Origin of the sequence: Gracilibacillus kekensis, assembly GCF_900143085.1 — a bacterium.
Taxonomy (GTDB): domain Bacteria; phylum Bacillota; class Bacilli; order Bacillales; family Amphibacillaceae; genus Gracilibacillus; species Gracilibacillus kekensis.
In genome coordinates, this window is record NZ_FRCZ01000008.1 from 145,135 (window position 1) to 160,548 (window position 15,414).

At 38.5% G+C, this 15,414-nt stretch carries 13 protein-coding genes and 1 other annotated feature; of the genes, 7 read left to right on the forward strand and 6 right to left on the reverse strand.

All coding sequences use genetic code 11. From position 1 onward, the window contains the following. Positions 1-30: 30 nt before the first annotated feature. Complete coding sequence (gene treC, locus BUC25_RS17135; RefSeq protein ID WP_073203100.1) at positions 31-1,680, reverse strand: alpha,alpha-phosphotrehalase; 1,650 nt, start codon at positions 1,678-1,680, stop codon at positions 31-33. 31 nt (positions 1,681-1,711) lie between these two features. After that, a complete protein-coding gene (gene treP / locus BUC25_RS17140) occupies positions 1,712-3,655 on the reverse strand; it encodes a PTS system trehalose-specific EIIBC component (protein ID WP_073203101.1) in 1,944 nt (647 codons plus the stop codon). Between the two features lie 258 nt (positions 3,656-3,913). Then, positions 3,914-4,165, forward strand: a binding site (T-box leader). Positions 4,166-4,276: 111 nt separating this feature from the next. Between treP and BUC25_RS17145 the strand changes: the two genes are divergently transcribed. The 4 genes from BUC25_RS17145 (at position 4,277) to BUC25_RS17160 (ending at position 8,647) form a co-directional block, all read left to right on the forward strand. Beyond that, entirely contained in the window at positions 4,277-4,621 is a 345-nt protein-coding gene (locus tag BUC25_RS17145) for a TIGR04076 family protein (protein ID WP_084543513.1), read from the forward strand. Next, positions 4,621-5,667 (forward strand): aldo/keto reductase, encoded by a 1,047-nt coding sequence (locus tag BUC25_RS17150; protein WP_073203103.1) that lies wholly within the window; start codon positions 4,621-4,623, stop codon positions 5,665-5,667. Before BUC25_RS17145 ends, BUC25_RS17150 begins: the two co-directional genes overlap by 1 nt. A 55-nt stretch (positions 5,668-5,722) precedes the next feature. Further along, positions 5,723-7,150 (forward strand): Na+/H+ antiporter NhaC family protein, encoded by a 1,428-nt coding sequence (locus tag BUC25_RS17155; protein ID WP_073203104.1) that lies wholly within the window; start codon positions 5,723-5,725, stop codon positions 7,148-7,150. Between the two features lie 264 nt (positions 7,151-7,414). Next, positions 7,415-8,647 (forward strand): endo-1,4-beta-xylanase, encoded by a 1,233-nt coding sequence (locus tag BUC25_RS17160; protein ID WP_073203105.1) that lies wholly within the window; start codon positions 7,415-7,417, stop codon positions 8,645-8,647. A gap of 98 nt (positions 8,648-8,745) precedes the next feature. Here the strand turns inward: BUC25_RS17160 and blaI are convergent, their stop codons facing one another. The 3 genes from blaI to bla form a co-directional block, all read right to left on the reverse strand. Continuing rightward, positions 8,746-9,129 carry a penicillinase repressor BlaI gene (gene blaI / locus BUC25_RS17165; RefSeq protein ID WP_084543514.1) on the reverse strand — a complete coding sequence of 128 codons (384 nt, stop codon included), beginning with the start codon at positions 9,127-9,129 and terminating at the stop codon, positions 8,746-8,748. A 23-nt stretch (positions 9,130-9,152) separates the two neighbouring features. Continuing rightward, positions 9,153-10,925, reverse strand: a complete 1,773-nt coding sequence (locus BUC25_RS17170; protein WP_073203106.1) for a BlaR1 family beta-lactam sensor/signal transducer — start codon at positions 10,923-10,925, stop codon at positions 9,153-9,155. Between the two features lie 138 nt (positions 10,926-11,063). After that, positions 11,064-11,993 carry a class A beta-lactamase gene (bla, locus tag BUC25_RS17175; protein WP_073203107.1) on the reverse strand — a complete coding sequence of 310 codons (930 nt, stop codon included), beginning with the start codon at positions 11,991-11,993 and terminating at the stop codon, positions 11,064-11,066. Positions 11,994-12,356: 363 nt separating this feature from the next. On the opposite strand from bla, the gene BUC25_RS17180 reads away from it, so the two are divergent. From BUC25_RS17180 to BUC25_RS17190, 3 genes are all read left to right on the forward strand, one after another. Beyond that, positions 12,357-13,310 carry a LytTR family DNA-binding domain-containing protein gene (locus BUC25_RS17180; protein ID WP_073203108.1) on the forward strand — a complete coding sequence of 318 codons (954 nt, stop codon included), beginning with the start codon at positions 12,357-12,359 and terminating at the stop codon, positions 13,308-13,310. 153 nt (positions 13,311-13,463) lie between these two features. Beyond that, positions 13,464-14,312, forward strand: coding sequence for an ABC transporter ATP-binding protein (locus tag BUC25_RS17185; protein ID WP_073203109.1), 849 nt, complete (start codon positions 13,464-13,466; stop codon positions 14,310-14,312). Further along, positions 14,312-15,007: an ABC transporter permease gene (locus BUC25_RS17190; protein ID WP_073203110.1), complete on the forward strand. Its 696-nt coding sequence runs from the start codon at positions 14,312-14,314 to the stop codon at positions 15,005-15,007. Before BUC25_RS17185 ends, BUC25_RS17190 begins: the two co-directional genes overlap by 1 nt. 87 nt (positions 15,008-15,094) lie before the next feature. Here the strand turns inward: BUC25_RS17190 and BUC25_RS17195 are convergent. Further along, a partial coding sequence (locus BUC25_RS17195; RefSeq protein WP_139251856.1) for an IS30 family transposase occupies positions 15,095-15,414 on the reverse strand: 320 nt, incomplete at its 5' end.

Below are 15,414 nucleotides of genomic sequence, written 5' to 3' on the forward strand. Positions count from 1 at the left end.
TGATGAGAGGGAGGGACAAGGGACCTGTCCCTATGTCCCGTAATACACGACAGACTCATAAGGTCGTAACGTTATGTTTCCTGGACCTTTCGCTGAATGATCGTAATTAGAAATCAGTATGTCAGCGTGTTCTATTGGAAGTTCAATAGAAACTTCTTCACCATAAAAGTTATTCACGACCATTAATTTTTCGTTTTTCCATTCTCGTGTATATGCAAAAATTTGTGGGTGATCTGCTAAAAGCAGCTGATAATCCCCATAAGTAATGATATCGTATTTTTTCCTTAGCTCGATTAGCTTTTGATAATGATTGAAAATCGAGCTTGGATTCTGACGTTCTGCCTCTGCGTTAATTTGATTGTAATTTGGTGCGGGTTCTATCCAAGGTGTCCCGGTAGTAAAACCAGCATTTTCTTCATCTGACCACTGCATTGGTGTTCTTGCATTATCACGAGACTTTTGTTGTAAAATTTCAAGGATTTCTTGCTCCGGCTTTCCTTGTTGTTTCAGATTTTCATATGCATTCAATGATTCGACATCACGATATTGATCAATCGATGCGAAACCTGGGTTTGTCATACCTAACTCTTCGCCTTGGTAAATATATGGTGTTCCCTGCATCATATGGATCGTGGTCGCCAGCATTTTGGCCGATTCCTTGTGATACTTTTGATCATCACCAAATCGTGAAACGACACGGGGCTGGTCATGGTTACACCAGAACAAGGCATTCCAGCCTCCACCTTCATGCATTCCAGTCTGCCAATGAGATAGGATGTTCTTCAGTTCCACAAAATCAAATGGAGCTTTTGTCCACTTCTCGCCATTAGGGTAATCCACTTTTAAATGGTGAAATTGGAATGTCATATCTAATTCATTACGTTCTGGCTTGGTATAAAGAATACAATTTTCTAAGTTAGTTGATGACATTTCCCCAACGGTCATCATGTTATAGGGCGCAAAAGCTTCTTGATTTATTTCATGCAAGTATTTATGTACACGTGGGCCATCGGTATAAAACTTTCTTCCGTCTCCAGTTGAGTCGTTAGGAAAGCGTTGATCTTTCGAAATGAGATTAATGACATCCAGTCGAAACCCATCGATTCCTTTTTCCGCCCAAAAGCGAGTCACTTCTGCTAACTTCTCTCTAAGCTCAGGATTCTCCCAATTGAGATCAGCTTGAGTGACATCGAATAAATGTAAATAATATTGACCAGATTTTTCATCATACTGCCAAGCAGAACCGCCAAACTTCGACTCCCAATTGTTCGGTTCTTTGCCATCAATAGGGTTTTTCCAAATATAATAATCACGATATGGATTGTCTTTTGAGGCTGCTGCTTGTTTGAACCATTCGTGTTCTGTTGAAGTATGGTTGATGACTATGTCCATGATTAGCTTCATCCCGCGCTTATGGGTTTCATCTAATAATTGCTGAAAATCATTCATGGTTCCATAAGCTGGTTCAATATCAAAATAATCACTGATGTCATAGCCATTATCCTTTTGTGGTGACTTGTAGACAGGTGTCAGCCATAAGACGTCCACACCTAGCTCCTTCAAATAATCAAGCTTCTCAATAATTCCTTGTAGATCACCCATGCCGTTTCCAGTTGTATCATTAAAGCTCTTTGGATAAATTTGATAGATCGTAGACTTTTTCCACCATGCTTCACTCATTGCGATCACTCCTAAAATGATTTGAAACTTCTTATAACTTTCGTTTTGCTATAAGGTACGTAATGATAAAAGGTATAACGATAACAATCAGCATTCCAATTAAGAAAGAAATCCAACCTGTTGGCTCAATAGATAATGGAGCTGGAATACCACCAACACCAATGGAAGTTGCTTGTACGCCTTGGAATGTAATAAAAGCACCAGCTATCGACGTACCAATTACCGCAGCAATGAACGGATATTTATAGCGTAAGTTAACCCCAAACATCGCAGGCTCTGTAATTCCAAGCCATGCCGAAATACCTGATGTACCTGCTAACCCTTTGAGTTTTTCATCTCTGGCAACGAGCATCATCGCAAACACGGCAGCACCCTGAGCAATGTTGGATAGTGCGAGAATTGGCCATAAGAACGTTGATCCTGTACTTCCAATCAGCTGTAAATCTACTGCAAGGAAGGTGTGGTGCATCCCTGTAATGACAAGTGGAGCATATATCGCACCGTACAGTAGTCCACCAATTACTGGTAACGTCTCAAAAGTCGTAACTAATCCGTCGGTAATCCAGCTGGCAATCGTAAAGGTAATGGGTCCAATTACAATAAAAGAAAGGAATCCTGTTACAAGTAATGAAACGGGAGCAACTACTAATAGCTGCAGCGAATCATGGACGCGTTTACGAAGGAAAATATCTATTTTAGCCAATACCCATGAAGCAACTAAAACGGGCAGCACTTGACCTTGGTAACCGATTTTTTCTACTTCCAGTCCAAATATGTTCCACACAGGGATATCCCCTTCATTTACCGCACTACTGTAATCCCAGGCATTCATTAATGCGGGATGTACAAGTATTAACCCGAGCACAATACCTAATAATTCACTTCCGCCAAACCTCTTGACGGCAGACCAGCCAATTAATCCAGGCAGGAAGGTAAAGGCGGTATTCGCGATGATATTAATCATATCCGCAATACCAGCCCATTGTGGATATGTTTCTATAAGTGCTGGTGCTTCTCTACCGAAAATTCCTTCATTCGCTAAAATATTATTAATACCCATTAGTAGACCGGCTGTTACAATTGCAGGTAAGATCGGAATAAAAATGTCTGCTAATGTCTTGATTCCTCTTTGTAAGGCGTTTTGTTTTTGCCCGCCAGCAGCTTTGACGTCATCCTTGGATGCTTCCTCTATACCAGTTTCAGCAACCATTGCTTTATAGACTTTATCAACGGTACCTTGACCGATAACGATTTGGTATTGGCCATTTACGGCAAAGGATCCTTTGACAATGCTCATTTCTTCTAATGCTTCTTGGTTTACTTTGTCTTCATCTTTTAATGCAAAGCGTAATCGAGTCACACAATGCGTGGCAGCATCGATATTTTCCATACCACCAATTGCAGCAACAATGTCTAAGGCTTCATCACCATACTGCATGCCACTTGAAGATGTTTTTGCCTCTTCTTTTTGCTCTGGTTCATCTCTTTCTGTCGTTTCAGCTTTCATTTTTGTACCTAATAGAACCGAGTCTAGAGCAATTACTTCCTTTTCTTCTGTTTTTTCTAGAGGTTCAAATTGGTCACCATTTGTCACAATGATGGGAGTAATATGACTTTCCGCCTTTTTCTTAATAAGGTCTACATCAAATGTGATTAGAGGATCTCCAATCTTTACCTTGTCACCTTGTTGGACATGGGCTTCAAAACCTTCACCATCTAGTTTCACCGTATCAATTCCAATATGAATCAAGAGTTCCAGTCCAGAATCCGTAACAAGTCCAATCGCATGCTTTGTTGGAAAAAGTTGAACTACTTCCCCATCAACGGGCGCCACTACCTTTCCGTCCGTTGCGTCAATTGCAATTCCATCTCCCATCATTTTTTGAGAAAACGTTGGATCTGGAACCTTATCCAAAGGAACAACATCACCACTCATAGGAGCATAAATTAATATTTCACTTTCTTTATTCCCCATCAAATAAACCTCCTTCTCATAATTCACGACTTGTAATATTATATCCACTATATACCCTGACTTATGCAGTCAAAAACATGGGACAAAGGGACAGGTCCCTTGTCCCGTTTCTTTTTTATTAGCTATCTAGTTTAAAGTTTTTTTTCATTTGAAAGTACAAGTGTATGTCGTTCAGTAAAGACATACAAACAATCATGGAATAAAATGGATTTGATTTTCTAGTAAAATAGTGATAAATTATTTTCAATATAATAAAAACGAAAAGCGAAGATAGAGAAGAGTAGATATTTAGGAAACTTAAGAGAGCTGGTGGTTGGTGAGAACCAGTGTGGAATAAATATGGAATGGGCTCTTGAGCAGCAACCTGAACGTCACAAGTAGGGTTGACGTGAAAATCCACACGTTACAAATAACAGACGTCGTATTAGAGTATACGGCTAAATAGTGATTTAATATCTAATAAACATATTAAATAAATATGGGTGGTACCGCGGTCCAATCGTCCCTTTTTTATAAGAGGCGATTGGACTTTTTAGATGTATATAATCAAAATATGACCATAGAGAACATAGAATTTTCAGAATTATGAAAAAAAGACAATTGGGAACAGGAGGTAGTTTTATGAACGATAAATTTACACTTTATAACTTAAAAGTAGAGGTTATTGCTACAGACAAGCCAATGGTATGTAATCATAAGGAGGGTTCCTATTTCATAGTGGAAGGTGAGGACATTATCTTTCCAGAGCATAATTCCTTTTCCATGTATGCTTTAAGCGCGATCTTACCATTACTTCCAGCAAAACAACGGGTTCTTCATAAAAATGATTGGATGTTGTCTGACAGTCTCATTGCCTGCCCGGATCCAAACTGTGGGGCAAGATTTAAAATTACTAGAACCGAGACAAAAGAATTCAGTCATGCGGATTGCACGATAGAACCTTTACATAAAGGAGACACGGAATAATGGCAGAGAGAATGGAACTGGCAAAAGACTATACAATTAGCAGAGTGATCAATGGTTGCTGGCAGTTATCTGAAGGACATAGCCTAAAATCAAAAATAGATAAAAAAGATGTCATGAAGGCTTTTCATATGCTTGCTGAACAAGGTTTTACGACATTCGACTGTGCAGACATCTATACGGGAACGGAAGAATTACTTGGTGACTTTCAAACCGAATTAAAGTCAGGGAGCACACTATCGCCACAAGATATCCAAATCCATACCAAATATGTACCAGATATAAATTTGCTCGATAAAGTCGATTACAGTTACACCGAAAAGATAATCGATCGGAGTCTCAAGCGTCAAAAGCGAGAGGTATTGGATCTTGTACAGTTTCATTGGTGGGATTATAATATCCCGGGTTACTTGGAGACAGCTTACGATCTCTTGAAACTTAAAGAAAAAGGAAAAATACGTAATATCGGTCTTACAAACTTTGATACGAAACATTTATCCGAAATGGTCGATGCAGGAATTCCGATTGTTTCTTGTCAAAATCAATATTCGGTTTTTGACAGACGTGTAGAAAAGGAATTATTAGCCTACTGTAAAAGTAACGGCATCCATTTACTATGCTATGGCACATTATCAGGTGGATTATTAGCGGAGACATGGATCGGTAAGACACAGATTGATCCGGATAATCGTTCACAAGTGAAATACATACAGGTAATGGAAGAAACTCTCGGCTGGGAAGGCTATCAGGAATTGTTAGTATTGCTTGAGAGGATGGCTTCTAAGTATTCGGTCTCACTTGCTCACATCGCGACAAAATATATAATAAGTCAAGAAGGTGTAGCGGCTTCAATTATTGGGGTTAGAAATAGCAAACATGTAGAAGCCAATTCAAACATTTTTTCTTTTGAACTTGATCAATCGGATATCGATGAAATTACACAATTTTTAAGTAACTTTACAATATTGGAAGGGGAACCTTTTGAGCTAGAACGTACCGAGGGTTCAAAGTTTAGAAATATTATGAAAATGAATTTAAATGAGAACTAAGTAAGTCAATTTAATTGTATGAATCAAAATTTAATTGAGAGATGGAGGGTTTACGATGAATCAAAAGCTTGAATTTAGAGGTGGTTGGGGCACTGCGTTTGTCCCTGTTGCAATTTTTCTATTTTTTTGTATATTATATTTTATTGTTTTCAAAGCATTCGAAATGCATGCACTTGGCATGGGTGCTTTAGTTGCCTTGATCGTCGGTGCCATTTTTGTGAAAAAGGGAAACTATGAGCGTTATTGGAATTCGGTTTATGACGGAGTAAGAGAGGCTGTCCCTATTATCGTCCTCTTGTTCGTTATTGGAATGTTCGCTCAGTTAATAAAAACGACGAACATTTCAGGTGGTTTTGTATGGATGGCCAATTTGCTGAATGTCGATGGTGGATTGTTCACTGCGTTAACCTTCTTGGCCGTCTGCATCATTGCAACGGCTACTGGCTCGTCCATTGGAACGATGTTTACTTGTTTTCCGATTTTCTACCCAGCAGGCGTATTATTGGGTTGTGATCCTGCCTTGCTTGCAGGTGCCATTGTTAGTGGTGCTATTTTTGGTGATAACTTAGCACCTATTTCAGATACAACGATTATTTCAGCAGGAACGCAAAAGTATACAAAGAAGGAAGGTATTGCTGAAATAGGTGGCATTGTTGCCTCGCGATTTAAGTATTCTTTCGTTGCAGGTACTATTACTTTTATTCTATTTTGGATTTTAGGCGGTGGTGGAACGGTAAGCGGAAATGCAACAGAATTTCTAGCTGAAAATACGAACCCGATCACCTTGGTGATGCTCGTTCCAGTAGCAATCATGTTAATTGTTGCCATCAAGTTCCGTAATATCTATATAGCGATTACGGTTGGTCTTATTTTAGGTACGATTACTGGTTTAGTGTCTAACCTGCTAAGGTTCGATGATATTATTTCCGTGGTCGATGGTGTACCTGCAGGATACTTAGCAGGTGGTATTAGTTATATGATGGGAACAGTGACATTAGTACTTTCGGTTTACGGGATCATGGGTGTACTTAATGGCGCGGGTGTAATTGAAAAAGTAACCAGTGCTATCCTTAATAGTAAGATGTGTCAATCGGTCCGTGGTGCAGAAATTGCCATGATGTTAGGTATTTCCTTCACAACGTTGAGCTTTGGTGGTGTAACCAGTGCTTCGATGGCGACGTTTGGAAAGGTACAAAATGAAATTGGCAAACGTGTTGGCCTGCATCCATACCGTCGAGCAAATTTATTAGATGGTTTCGCCAATTCACTTGTGCTAGTTGTTCCATTTCTAAGTGTATTTGTTTTCATTGGTGCTTTATTGACACAAGGTTATGATTTTGTTGAACCACTCTTATTAACAGAAATCAGTAGCGCTTTAATTTATTGTATGATCCTCTTTCTCGTACTATTATTTTCAGTAATAACAGGATGGGGCCGCGAGTACGAAGGTCCAGGAGGAAAAGCGATTAGCCAGAGGGACTAAGGGACAGGTCCCTTGTCCCTTTCGTTTATCCACCGAATCTCTAAAGTTACTTGGATAGCGAACAGCGTTGGCCGAACGAAGTCAAGGAATTTTAAGTGAGAGAGTGGGACAAGGAACCTGTCCCTGTGTCCCAATACCTTTAGTTTTTACACTAAAACCTTTAGCTTTTATGGTTTTATGTAAGCGTATGTCTGCTAAAATTTAGTTGACAGGAAAGAAAGCGTTTTCTGGTTATAACAACATGATGAATTCGGAGGTATTAGGATGGGACAAACAAATAAATTGGCACATCGAATGGCGAGTAAAACGATTAAACTCATTGATCCATCAGGGAATCCTGTGGCAGGAAAGAACGTTGAATTGAAGCATACAAATCATCAATTTTTATTTGGTGCCGGGATTTTTGATGTCATCGATGTAGCGAACAAAAATGTACCAGCAGACAGACTTGCATTTCAAGAAGAAAAACTGGATCGATTTTTAGATGTATTTAACGCCGGTACATTACCCTTTTATTGGGGAAGATTTGAACCGGAAAAAGGGAAACCTCAAACAAAAGAATTACAGGCAGCAGCTCAGTGGTTAAAGGACAGAAATGTAAGTGTGAAAGGACATCCACTTTGTTGGCATACCGTAACAGCTCCATGGCTTCTTGATATGAGCAATGAAGAAATTCTGAAAGCTCAGTTTGATAGAATTGAACGAGATGTAACAGATTTCAAAGGGCTTGTCGATATGTGGGATGTTATTAATGAAGTAGTGATCATGCCGATTTTTGACAAATATGATAATGGCATTACAAGAATAAGTAAAGATCTTGGCCGTGTCGGAATTATAAAAGAAATGTTTGCAAAGACCCGTGAATTTAATCCAGATGCAACTCTATTACTAAATGACTTTAATACATCGATTAACTATGAAATTTTAATTGATGGTTGCCTCAATGCAGGTGTAGAAATTGATGCGATTGGTATTCAGTCCCATCAACATCAAGGATATTGGGGACAAGAAAAGTTAGAAGAAGTATTAGAGAGATTCTCGCATTTTGGAATTCCTATTCATTTTACAGAAAACACATTAACTTCTGGACACATTATGCCTCCTGAAATAGAGGATTTGAATGATTACCAGATTCCAGATTGGCCATCAACACCAGAATTTGAAGAACGTCAGGCAAAAGAAGTGGAAGAAATGTATTCTATTTTGTTCGAGCATCCACTTGTAGAAGCAATTACGACATGGTCCTTTAGTGATGATGGAGCGTGGTTAGGGGCTCCATCAGGATTTGTAAGGAAGGATAACAGCACGAAACCATCCTATGATGTATTAAAGAAATTGATTAAAGGAGATTGGTCTACAAATAAACAAGCACAAACAGATGCTAACGGTTTGTTAACATTTGAAGGATTTCTTGGCGAGTATGAGCTTTTATGCGATGGTAAAAAAGTGAATTTCACACTAGATAAAAGAGAAGGAACGGTTCAGCTGACAGTGTGAATGAATCGGATATAAAGACAGGAATCTGACCAGCTCACACAACTTACAAACAAAACGAAATGTTCCCTCTTTACATAACATACTAAATGAGGGAACATTTACTTCTTATTCTCTTTCTTATCGAGAATAGACCGCAATTCTCTAATCTCATTCTCTGATAAGTCTTCATCCTGAATAAATTGAACGAGCATAGATTGTAAGGTGCCGTCGTAAAAGCGTTTCACAAAGGATTTTGCTTTGGCACGCTGGCATTCATCTTGAGAATATAGTGGATAAAAAGTATAAACACGCTGATCTCTATGGACACCGATTACTTCTTTTTTTGTGAGTCGATCTAGCAAGGTTCGTACGGTTTTTGGCTTCCAATCTGTTTCAACCGCTAAAGTAGAAATGATCTCATTTGCTGTTAGTGGTGCTTTTTTCCATAGCACTTTCAATACTTCCCATTCCGACTCTGATATAGTGGGTATTTTTTTCATCACGTACATCCCCTTGCCTTTCAAAGTTAATAGATAACCTTGTCTTCTAGTATCGATTTGGTAATATCTTCAGCTATACTTCCCTTAGCATGGTGGTCACTTTTAATATTGGTTGCAAAGAAGAAGGTGTTGTTTTGTGATTCAACATAGCCGATGAACCAGCCATTTACATGTTTATTGTTGACGGTTCCTGTACCTGTTTTTCCATATATTGTTGCGTTGTTTTTCGTCTCCAGCTTGATAGTATCCTTTATTAAAGCAATGTGTTGCTCATTAAAGTCAAATTGGTTTGTATAAAAGTCTTTAAGTGTCTGTACTTGTTCAATCGGTGAGATTTTTAAAGAAGACTCTAGCCAATAGTTTTTTACTCCTGCAGAAACATCCTGGTTACCGTAATGGATTTTATCAACATATGTTTGAATCGTTTGTTTTGGCATTTGCTGGTCTAAACTCTGGAAGTACCAAGTCACAGAGTTTTTCATTGCGGTATAAAGATTCTGATTTTGGTTCCACTCTTCAAATGAATGTTCTTCCTTATCCCACTTCAGTAGAGAATCACGGGTGCTTATCACACCAGAGTCTAATGCGAATAACGCACTATATATTTTATAAGTGGAATTCGGTGACACCCGGAGCATGCTTTTATCCTTATTATAGATAAGGTATTGGGCCTTGCGCAAATCATAGAGTACAAAGCTAGCATCGTATCCATGGAAATAGTTACTTAAATCCTCCTCAATTGTTTGTGGATGATCAAAATGGATCCTATCCTCACGATCAGACATTGCAGATACGATCGGAATCTGACTGATCACAATTCCTATTAGAAGTACAAAAATAATTATACTTTTCCATTTTAAAAGCCTTGATTCAGTTGAGTAATTTGCTATTTTTTCAATTCTATTTCTTAATTGTTTTCTAGAACTAACCAAATGATTAGCCGTTGAGAATCGATTTTCGAAAAAGGATTTATTAGCAAATGTTAGGATCGTGTTTCCATATGCCGAGTAATGCTTGTGATTGAGCATCTTCAAAACGGCGCTATCACAGGCAATTTCTCGGTCTAATCGCATTTCTCTAAATGCAACCCAGATTAATGGATTATACCAATACAGAATCTGAAAGAGATTAACTATGTGATTTGTGGCAATGTCCTTATATTTAAAGTGATGTAATTCATGCAGGAAAATATATGTAAGTTCATCTCTGGATAGCCATATTTCAGCATTACGCGGCAAAACAATATAGATCTTGAATATACCAAATGTCACGGGTGACTTTATTAGTGGTGATTCTACTAACATTACCTTTTTTGAAATGCGGAGGCGGTATTTGCAATTTTGAAACAATGTTTGAACCACCTGATTCTCTATGAAGTTGATTGACTTTTTTATACGTTGCAGGTTCATCCATGAGTGAATCGTCAGGATTAACATAACCAGCACGCCTGAACCCCATAGTATGTTTAGAACAGAGTTTAAAAATGTTAAATCAATTCGACTAACAGAAACAGAAAAGTCCCGTACCCAATCTCCTTCACCCTCTGTTATAAAATTTTCGGTTGAGTTAGAGGGCGAGGATGGTAGGTTGTTTGGGTTCTCACTCCATGTAATGGGAGATCCAATATCCACTAAAGCGGTAGGTAGAAAAGGTAGGGTTAAGCCAATTAATAACATAAACCATAGATTATATTGCCAACCAGATGATAAGTGATGTTTAAAAATCTTTCGAAACAGCAGAATAATAATGACAAGAAAAGATGAAAGAAACAGGCATATAGCCAATTGAATCGCGGACATCTTACGTCATCTCCTTCACCACGAATGTATACATCTAAAGTTATCTCACTTCAATCCCAACGTCAATAAGAGACTGAAGAGAGAGCTTTAGTATTTTTGTCTAAATAAGAAACAATATTAATGTACTTTTGACTTTGACTATTTTAAAGCATTCAATGCTATTTTTGCAGCCTGTGCAACCAACTCATCGTCATATTCGGCATCCTCCGTATCTCGTCTGGACATAATAGCTATCACGATTGGTTCTCTGTCTGGAGGATATACCACTGCAATATCATTTCTGGTACCATAGCTTGCTGCTCCACTTTTATCTTTGACAACCCATCCTTCAGGCTGACCTGCCCGAATCAGTGCATCCCCTGTTGCATTTCCTTCCATCCAATTGAGCAATAATTCGCGCTTATCCTTGGGCAGGAAATCATCAAATACGATATGCTTCAAAGTGGTAGCCATCGCTTTTGGAGTACTCGTATCCTTGTTACTCCCTGGTGTAAAATCATTTAACTCAGTTTCGTAACGTTCAGGATTGGTAATATCGTCCCCCATTTCTCGTAACGCTTGTTTTAATCGATCTGGACCACCTAGTGCCTCAAGCATTAAATTAGCAGCCGTGTTATCACTTTTTCGAATAGCGGCTTCACTCAGTTCAAGTAATGTCATTCCCGCACCTACGTTTTGTTCGGTAACCGGAGAATAAGTAACCAGATCCTCTTCCTTATACGTGACAATTTCTTCAAGGTCTTGGATATTGTTTTGCTTAAGCAGTAGAGCAGCTGCTAGTACTTTGAACGTGGAAGCATATGCGAAACGCTCTTCAGAATTGTAGGTAATGATTTGATCGTTACCTGTATCTAATGCATAGACGCCGAGTCGGGCATCGTATTCATTCTCGAGCTTGCTAAATTCTTCATCCCTTTCAAGGTTTTGCTCGGTCTCTGTTTCTTCATTGGTTGATGCATCGGAATCAGCAGGTTTGGTTTCTTTGGTGCATGCAGCAAGTACTGTTAAGGCTATGCATGTTATAAAAAAATATAAGGTTATTCTAAGTATGTTCGAAGAATAGTTCATCAGTTACCTTCTTTCTATTAAGTGTGAATTTCAAAATAAATATTCATTGTTAAAGTAGTACCTATCTGATAACCCTCCTTTGGTTTATTGGATTACATTTGTAGTATAATATTACAATTGTAGTCTGTATGAAGTCAACCGTAAAGTTAAGTTTAAAAAAATAAAGCAACATCTGACAACCACCGGTGATATAAAGTAATGATCAAGCAACCTCTTTGAAAAGCGAGCGAAACACAGAAGAAATCCTAGTCAGTACACGCAAGGTTGGAGATTATTTAGTCAAATAAAAAAATATACTAATTATAATGTTATACTATGGTAAATGATTACATCGATTTTACAGCGAAAAAAGGAGTTTGCAAGATGACGAGTTATAAATTAAATTATGAAACTGTGAAAAGTAATATACTGCCGCCGATTTCGCTTCACTTACATGATTCACATACCACTGCAATATACAGTGATACGGATATGCAGGCAGAGTTAATAGATACAATCCTTCGAAATGGTGATATAACCATCTTTGACCGCAAAGATGGATTATATGAGCGGTTGTCCGTAGGTGATAATGTTACTTTCTATCATAAATGGTTTGGCTGTACGATACCGTTGCCTGAAATTTTGGTAATGTTCGAGTTGCAAACATGCACAAAAAAACCCTTACGGAAGTGCACCCATTTTGAACTTGCTCGTGTATATTATGCAAGATACTTTATGACGAATACGTATCCTAAGGTATTTCAAGAACCTATTCAAGGTGTCGATATCAAAACGATCAATATCTTTCTGAACATGCTACAAAAGCTCACAGAAAACAAGACGCCAACACTTATTTTAGTATCCAATATGGAGCATGCACTGCTACTTAGTGATGTTGCCTATCGTTTGCAGGACAAAGGGCTGCTGAAAATTGAAGTAGATGCAGAGGTGATGGAAAAGGATACGGATGAGGAACCAGCTCCTGCATTATCCACTGCAAAGTTATTCAAGGTCCCTGCAAAGATCGAGGATAAAGTGATTTTGTTCGACCCAACGGAAATTGATTACATTGAAAGCCAGGATGGTAAGGCAATGATTGTTGTCAATCACGAATCCTTCTCACTGGACTCAACACTGACAGAAATAGAAAAGACATTAGAAGTCTATGGATTTTACCGCTGTCACCGATCCTACATCGTAAATTTGCAAAAAGTACGTGAAATTATTACCTGGTCAAAAAATACATACTCACTAAGAATCGATAACCAGGCAAAATCAACGATTCCGTTAGCCCGTACAAAAATTCAAGGAATCCAGGATATGTTCAACCTGAAATAAGTACAGTTCGGCTTTTTGTATGAAAAGGGGAGCCTTTTTTTAACGATAAAAGAGTACAATTGAACTTCTATTTAGTACATTTCACCTTGATTTGACTGCATGAAGACCCAATCCGGTATACGATAAGCACAGATCATAAAAGGAGGAGTTCAATTGGAACATGCAATTAAAGTAACTGGACTTAGAAAGGTGTTTGGCCGACATGCAGCTATTGAAGATATCAGTATTGGTGTGAAGCCAGGGGAAATTTTTGGCCTATTGGGACCGAGTGGTTCTGGTAAAACAACAACGATAAAAATTTTAACAGGCGAGCTTGGGCAAACAGCAGGAGAGGTAAACGTATTAGCTACAAATGCTGGAGCTTTTGGAACAGCTGAATTTAAATCAAGAATTGGAATACTATCTGATAATAGTTCGTTGTATGAACGACTGACTGTGTATGATAATTTAAAGTTATTTTGTAAGTTGTATGATGCACCATTGGCGCAAATTGATGTGATGCTGGATGAAGTTAATTTGAAAGATGCACGCAACAAGGTCGTTTCCAAATTATCAAAAGGGATGAAGCAGCGTGTTTTGCTGGCTAAAGCACTTATTCATCAACCTGAACTCGTATTTTTAGACGAACCTACTTCTGCCTTAGACCCAGGAAATGCCGCACATATTCATCGCGGGCTACAGAAATTAAATGATGCAGGGACGACGATTTTTATAACGACACACGATATGGAGGAAGCAACAGAATTGTGTGATCGTGTAGCTTTTTTAAACAACGGAAAAATACAGGAGCTCGGCAGTCCGCACGCGCTACGATATAAATATTCCACACATGCTTTCCATGTGGAAACCTTTCAGGATGAATGGTTGGTCATCGAAAATGAGAAAGAGAATGCGGATAAAATAGGGGACTTGATTAAAAGTGGAAAAGTAAAAGCCATTCACTCTGATAATCCTACGCTTGGACAGATCTTTTTAAAAGTAACAGGGAAGGAGCTTGTATAATGAATACACAACGTATAGGTGCCATTTTTGAAAAAGATTTTAAAGATTTTATGAAGAATATGATGCTTTTAACGATGCCAGTCATTCCTATTATATTAGCGATAATATACAGTCGATTGGGTGATGGGGAAGAGCTTCCGATCCCGATGTTATATTTAATTGTCGGTGTCACCTTTTCTTCAGTAACAGCCAGTAGCATGATGACGATGATGGCGGAAGAAAATGAGAAGAAGACATTAAGAGGACTTATGCTGTCACCCGCTTCTTTTATGGACATCATCATCGGAAAAAGCCTGGTCGTCGGACTGATGACTCTGATCTCATTGATAATTTCTTTAGCACTTGTCGGCATTGAGCCATTCCTCAATGTGCAGGCTATCATCGGGCTACTCTTGTTATTTCTATTCTTTTTATTTCTGGGAATTGGAATCGGATTGTTCACAAATTCTATTGCTGCAACATCTGCCTACCTAATGCCGGTGATGTTTTTGTTTGGATTTACACCGATGATTGATTTTCTCGGTCTCGGAGAAGACAGTCTCGCGATTACGATAGCGAATTACTTTCCGATCATGCAGTTAATCGAGATGCACGACACGAATTCCTGGTTGCCAATAGGAATTGTAGCGATATGGACGCTAGCTGCCGCGATATTTACTTATATTTGTTTTAAAAAAGAAAAAACGGATGATTAAATAAAGAAAGTGTTTAATTAGTGGGAGTTTTATACTCTCACTATACTCTTTTATCCTCTACTTATCCTCTTTCTTTATGACCTTTTGTCAAATTAAGTGCAACAGTTCTTCCTGAAACGCTTCGTGTGTAGTTTTCCAATTCAAGCATTTTCTTGGTCTATTGTTAATTAAAGATAGAGCTCCTTCTAACTCATCATTGGAAACGTTGGCTAAATCCGTTTGCTTAGGGAAGAACTCTCTTAAAAGCCCATTCGCATTCTCATTACTACCACGTTGCCAAGATGAATAAGGATCCGCAAAATACACTTTGATGTCGGTATCTTGTTCAATGGTACGATAACAAGCGAACTCTTTGCCTCTGTCTACTGTGGCTGTTTGAAAGGCACCAGAGGGTAATTGTTCATTTA

Coding starts and splice junctions, on each gene's coding strand:
- BUC25_RS17155 (WP_073203104.1), top strand. CDS start 5,723: ATGAATCAAAAGCTTGAATTTAGAGGTGGTTGGGGCACTGCGTTTGTC.
- BUC25_RS17170 (WP_073203106.1), bottom strand. CDS start 10,925: ATGTCCGCGATTCAATTGGCTATATGCCTGTTTCTTTCATCTTTTCTT.
- treC (WP_073203100.1), bottom strand. CDS start 1,680: ATGAGTGAAGCATGGTGGAAAAAGTCTACGATCTATCAAATTTATCCA.
- treP (WP_073203101.1), bottom strand. CDS start 3,655: ATGGGGAATAAAGAAAGTGAAATATTAATTTATGCTCCTATGAGTGGT.
- BUC25_RS17160 (WP_073203105.1), top strand. CDS start 7,415: ATGGGACAAACAAATAAATTGGCACATCGAATGGCGAGTAAAACGATT.
- bla (WP_073203107.1), bottom strand. CDS start 11,993: ATGAACTATTCTTCGAACATACTTAGAATAACCTTATATTTTTTTATA.
- BUC25_RS17145 (WP_084543513.1), top strand. CDS start 4,277: ATGAACGATAAATTTACACTTTATAACTTAAAAGTAGAGGTTATTGCT.
- BUC25_RS17190 (WP_073203110.1), top strand. CDS start 14,312: ATGAATACACAACGTATAGGTGCCATTTTTGAAAAAGATTTTAAAGAT.
- BUC25_RS17150 (WP_073203103.1), top strand. CDS start 4,621: ATGGCAGAGAGAATGGAACTGGCAAAAGACTATACAATTAGCAGAGTG.
- BUC25_RS17180 (WP_073203108.1), top strand. CDS start 12,357: ATGACGAGTTATAAATTAAATTATGAAACTGTGAAAAGTAATATACTG.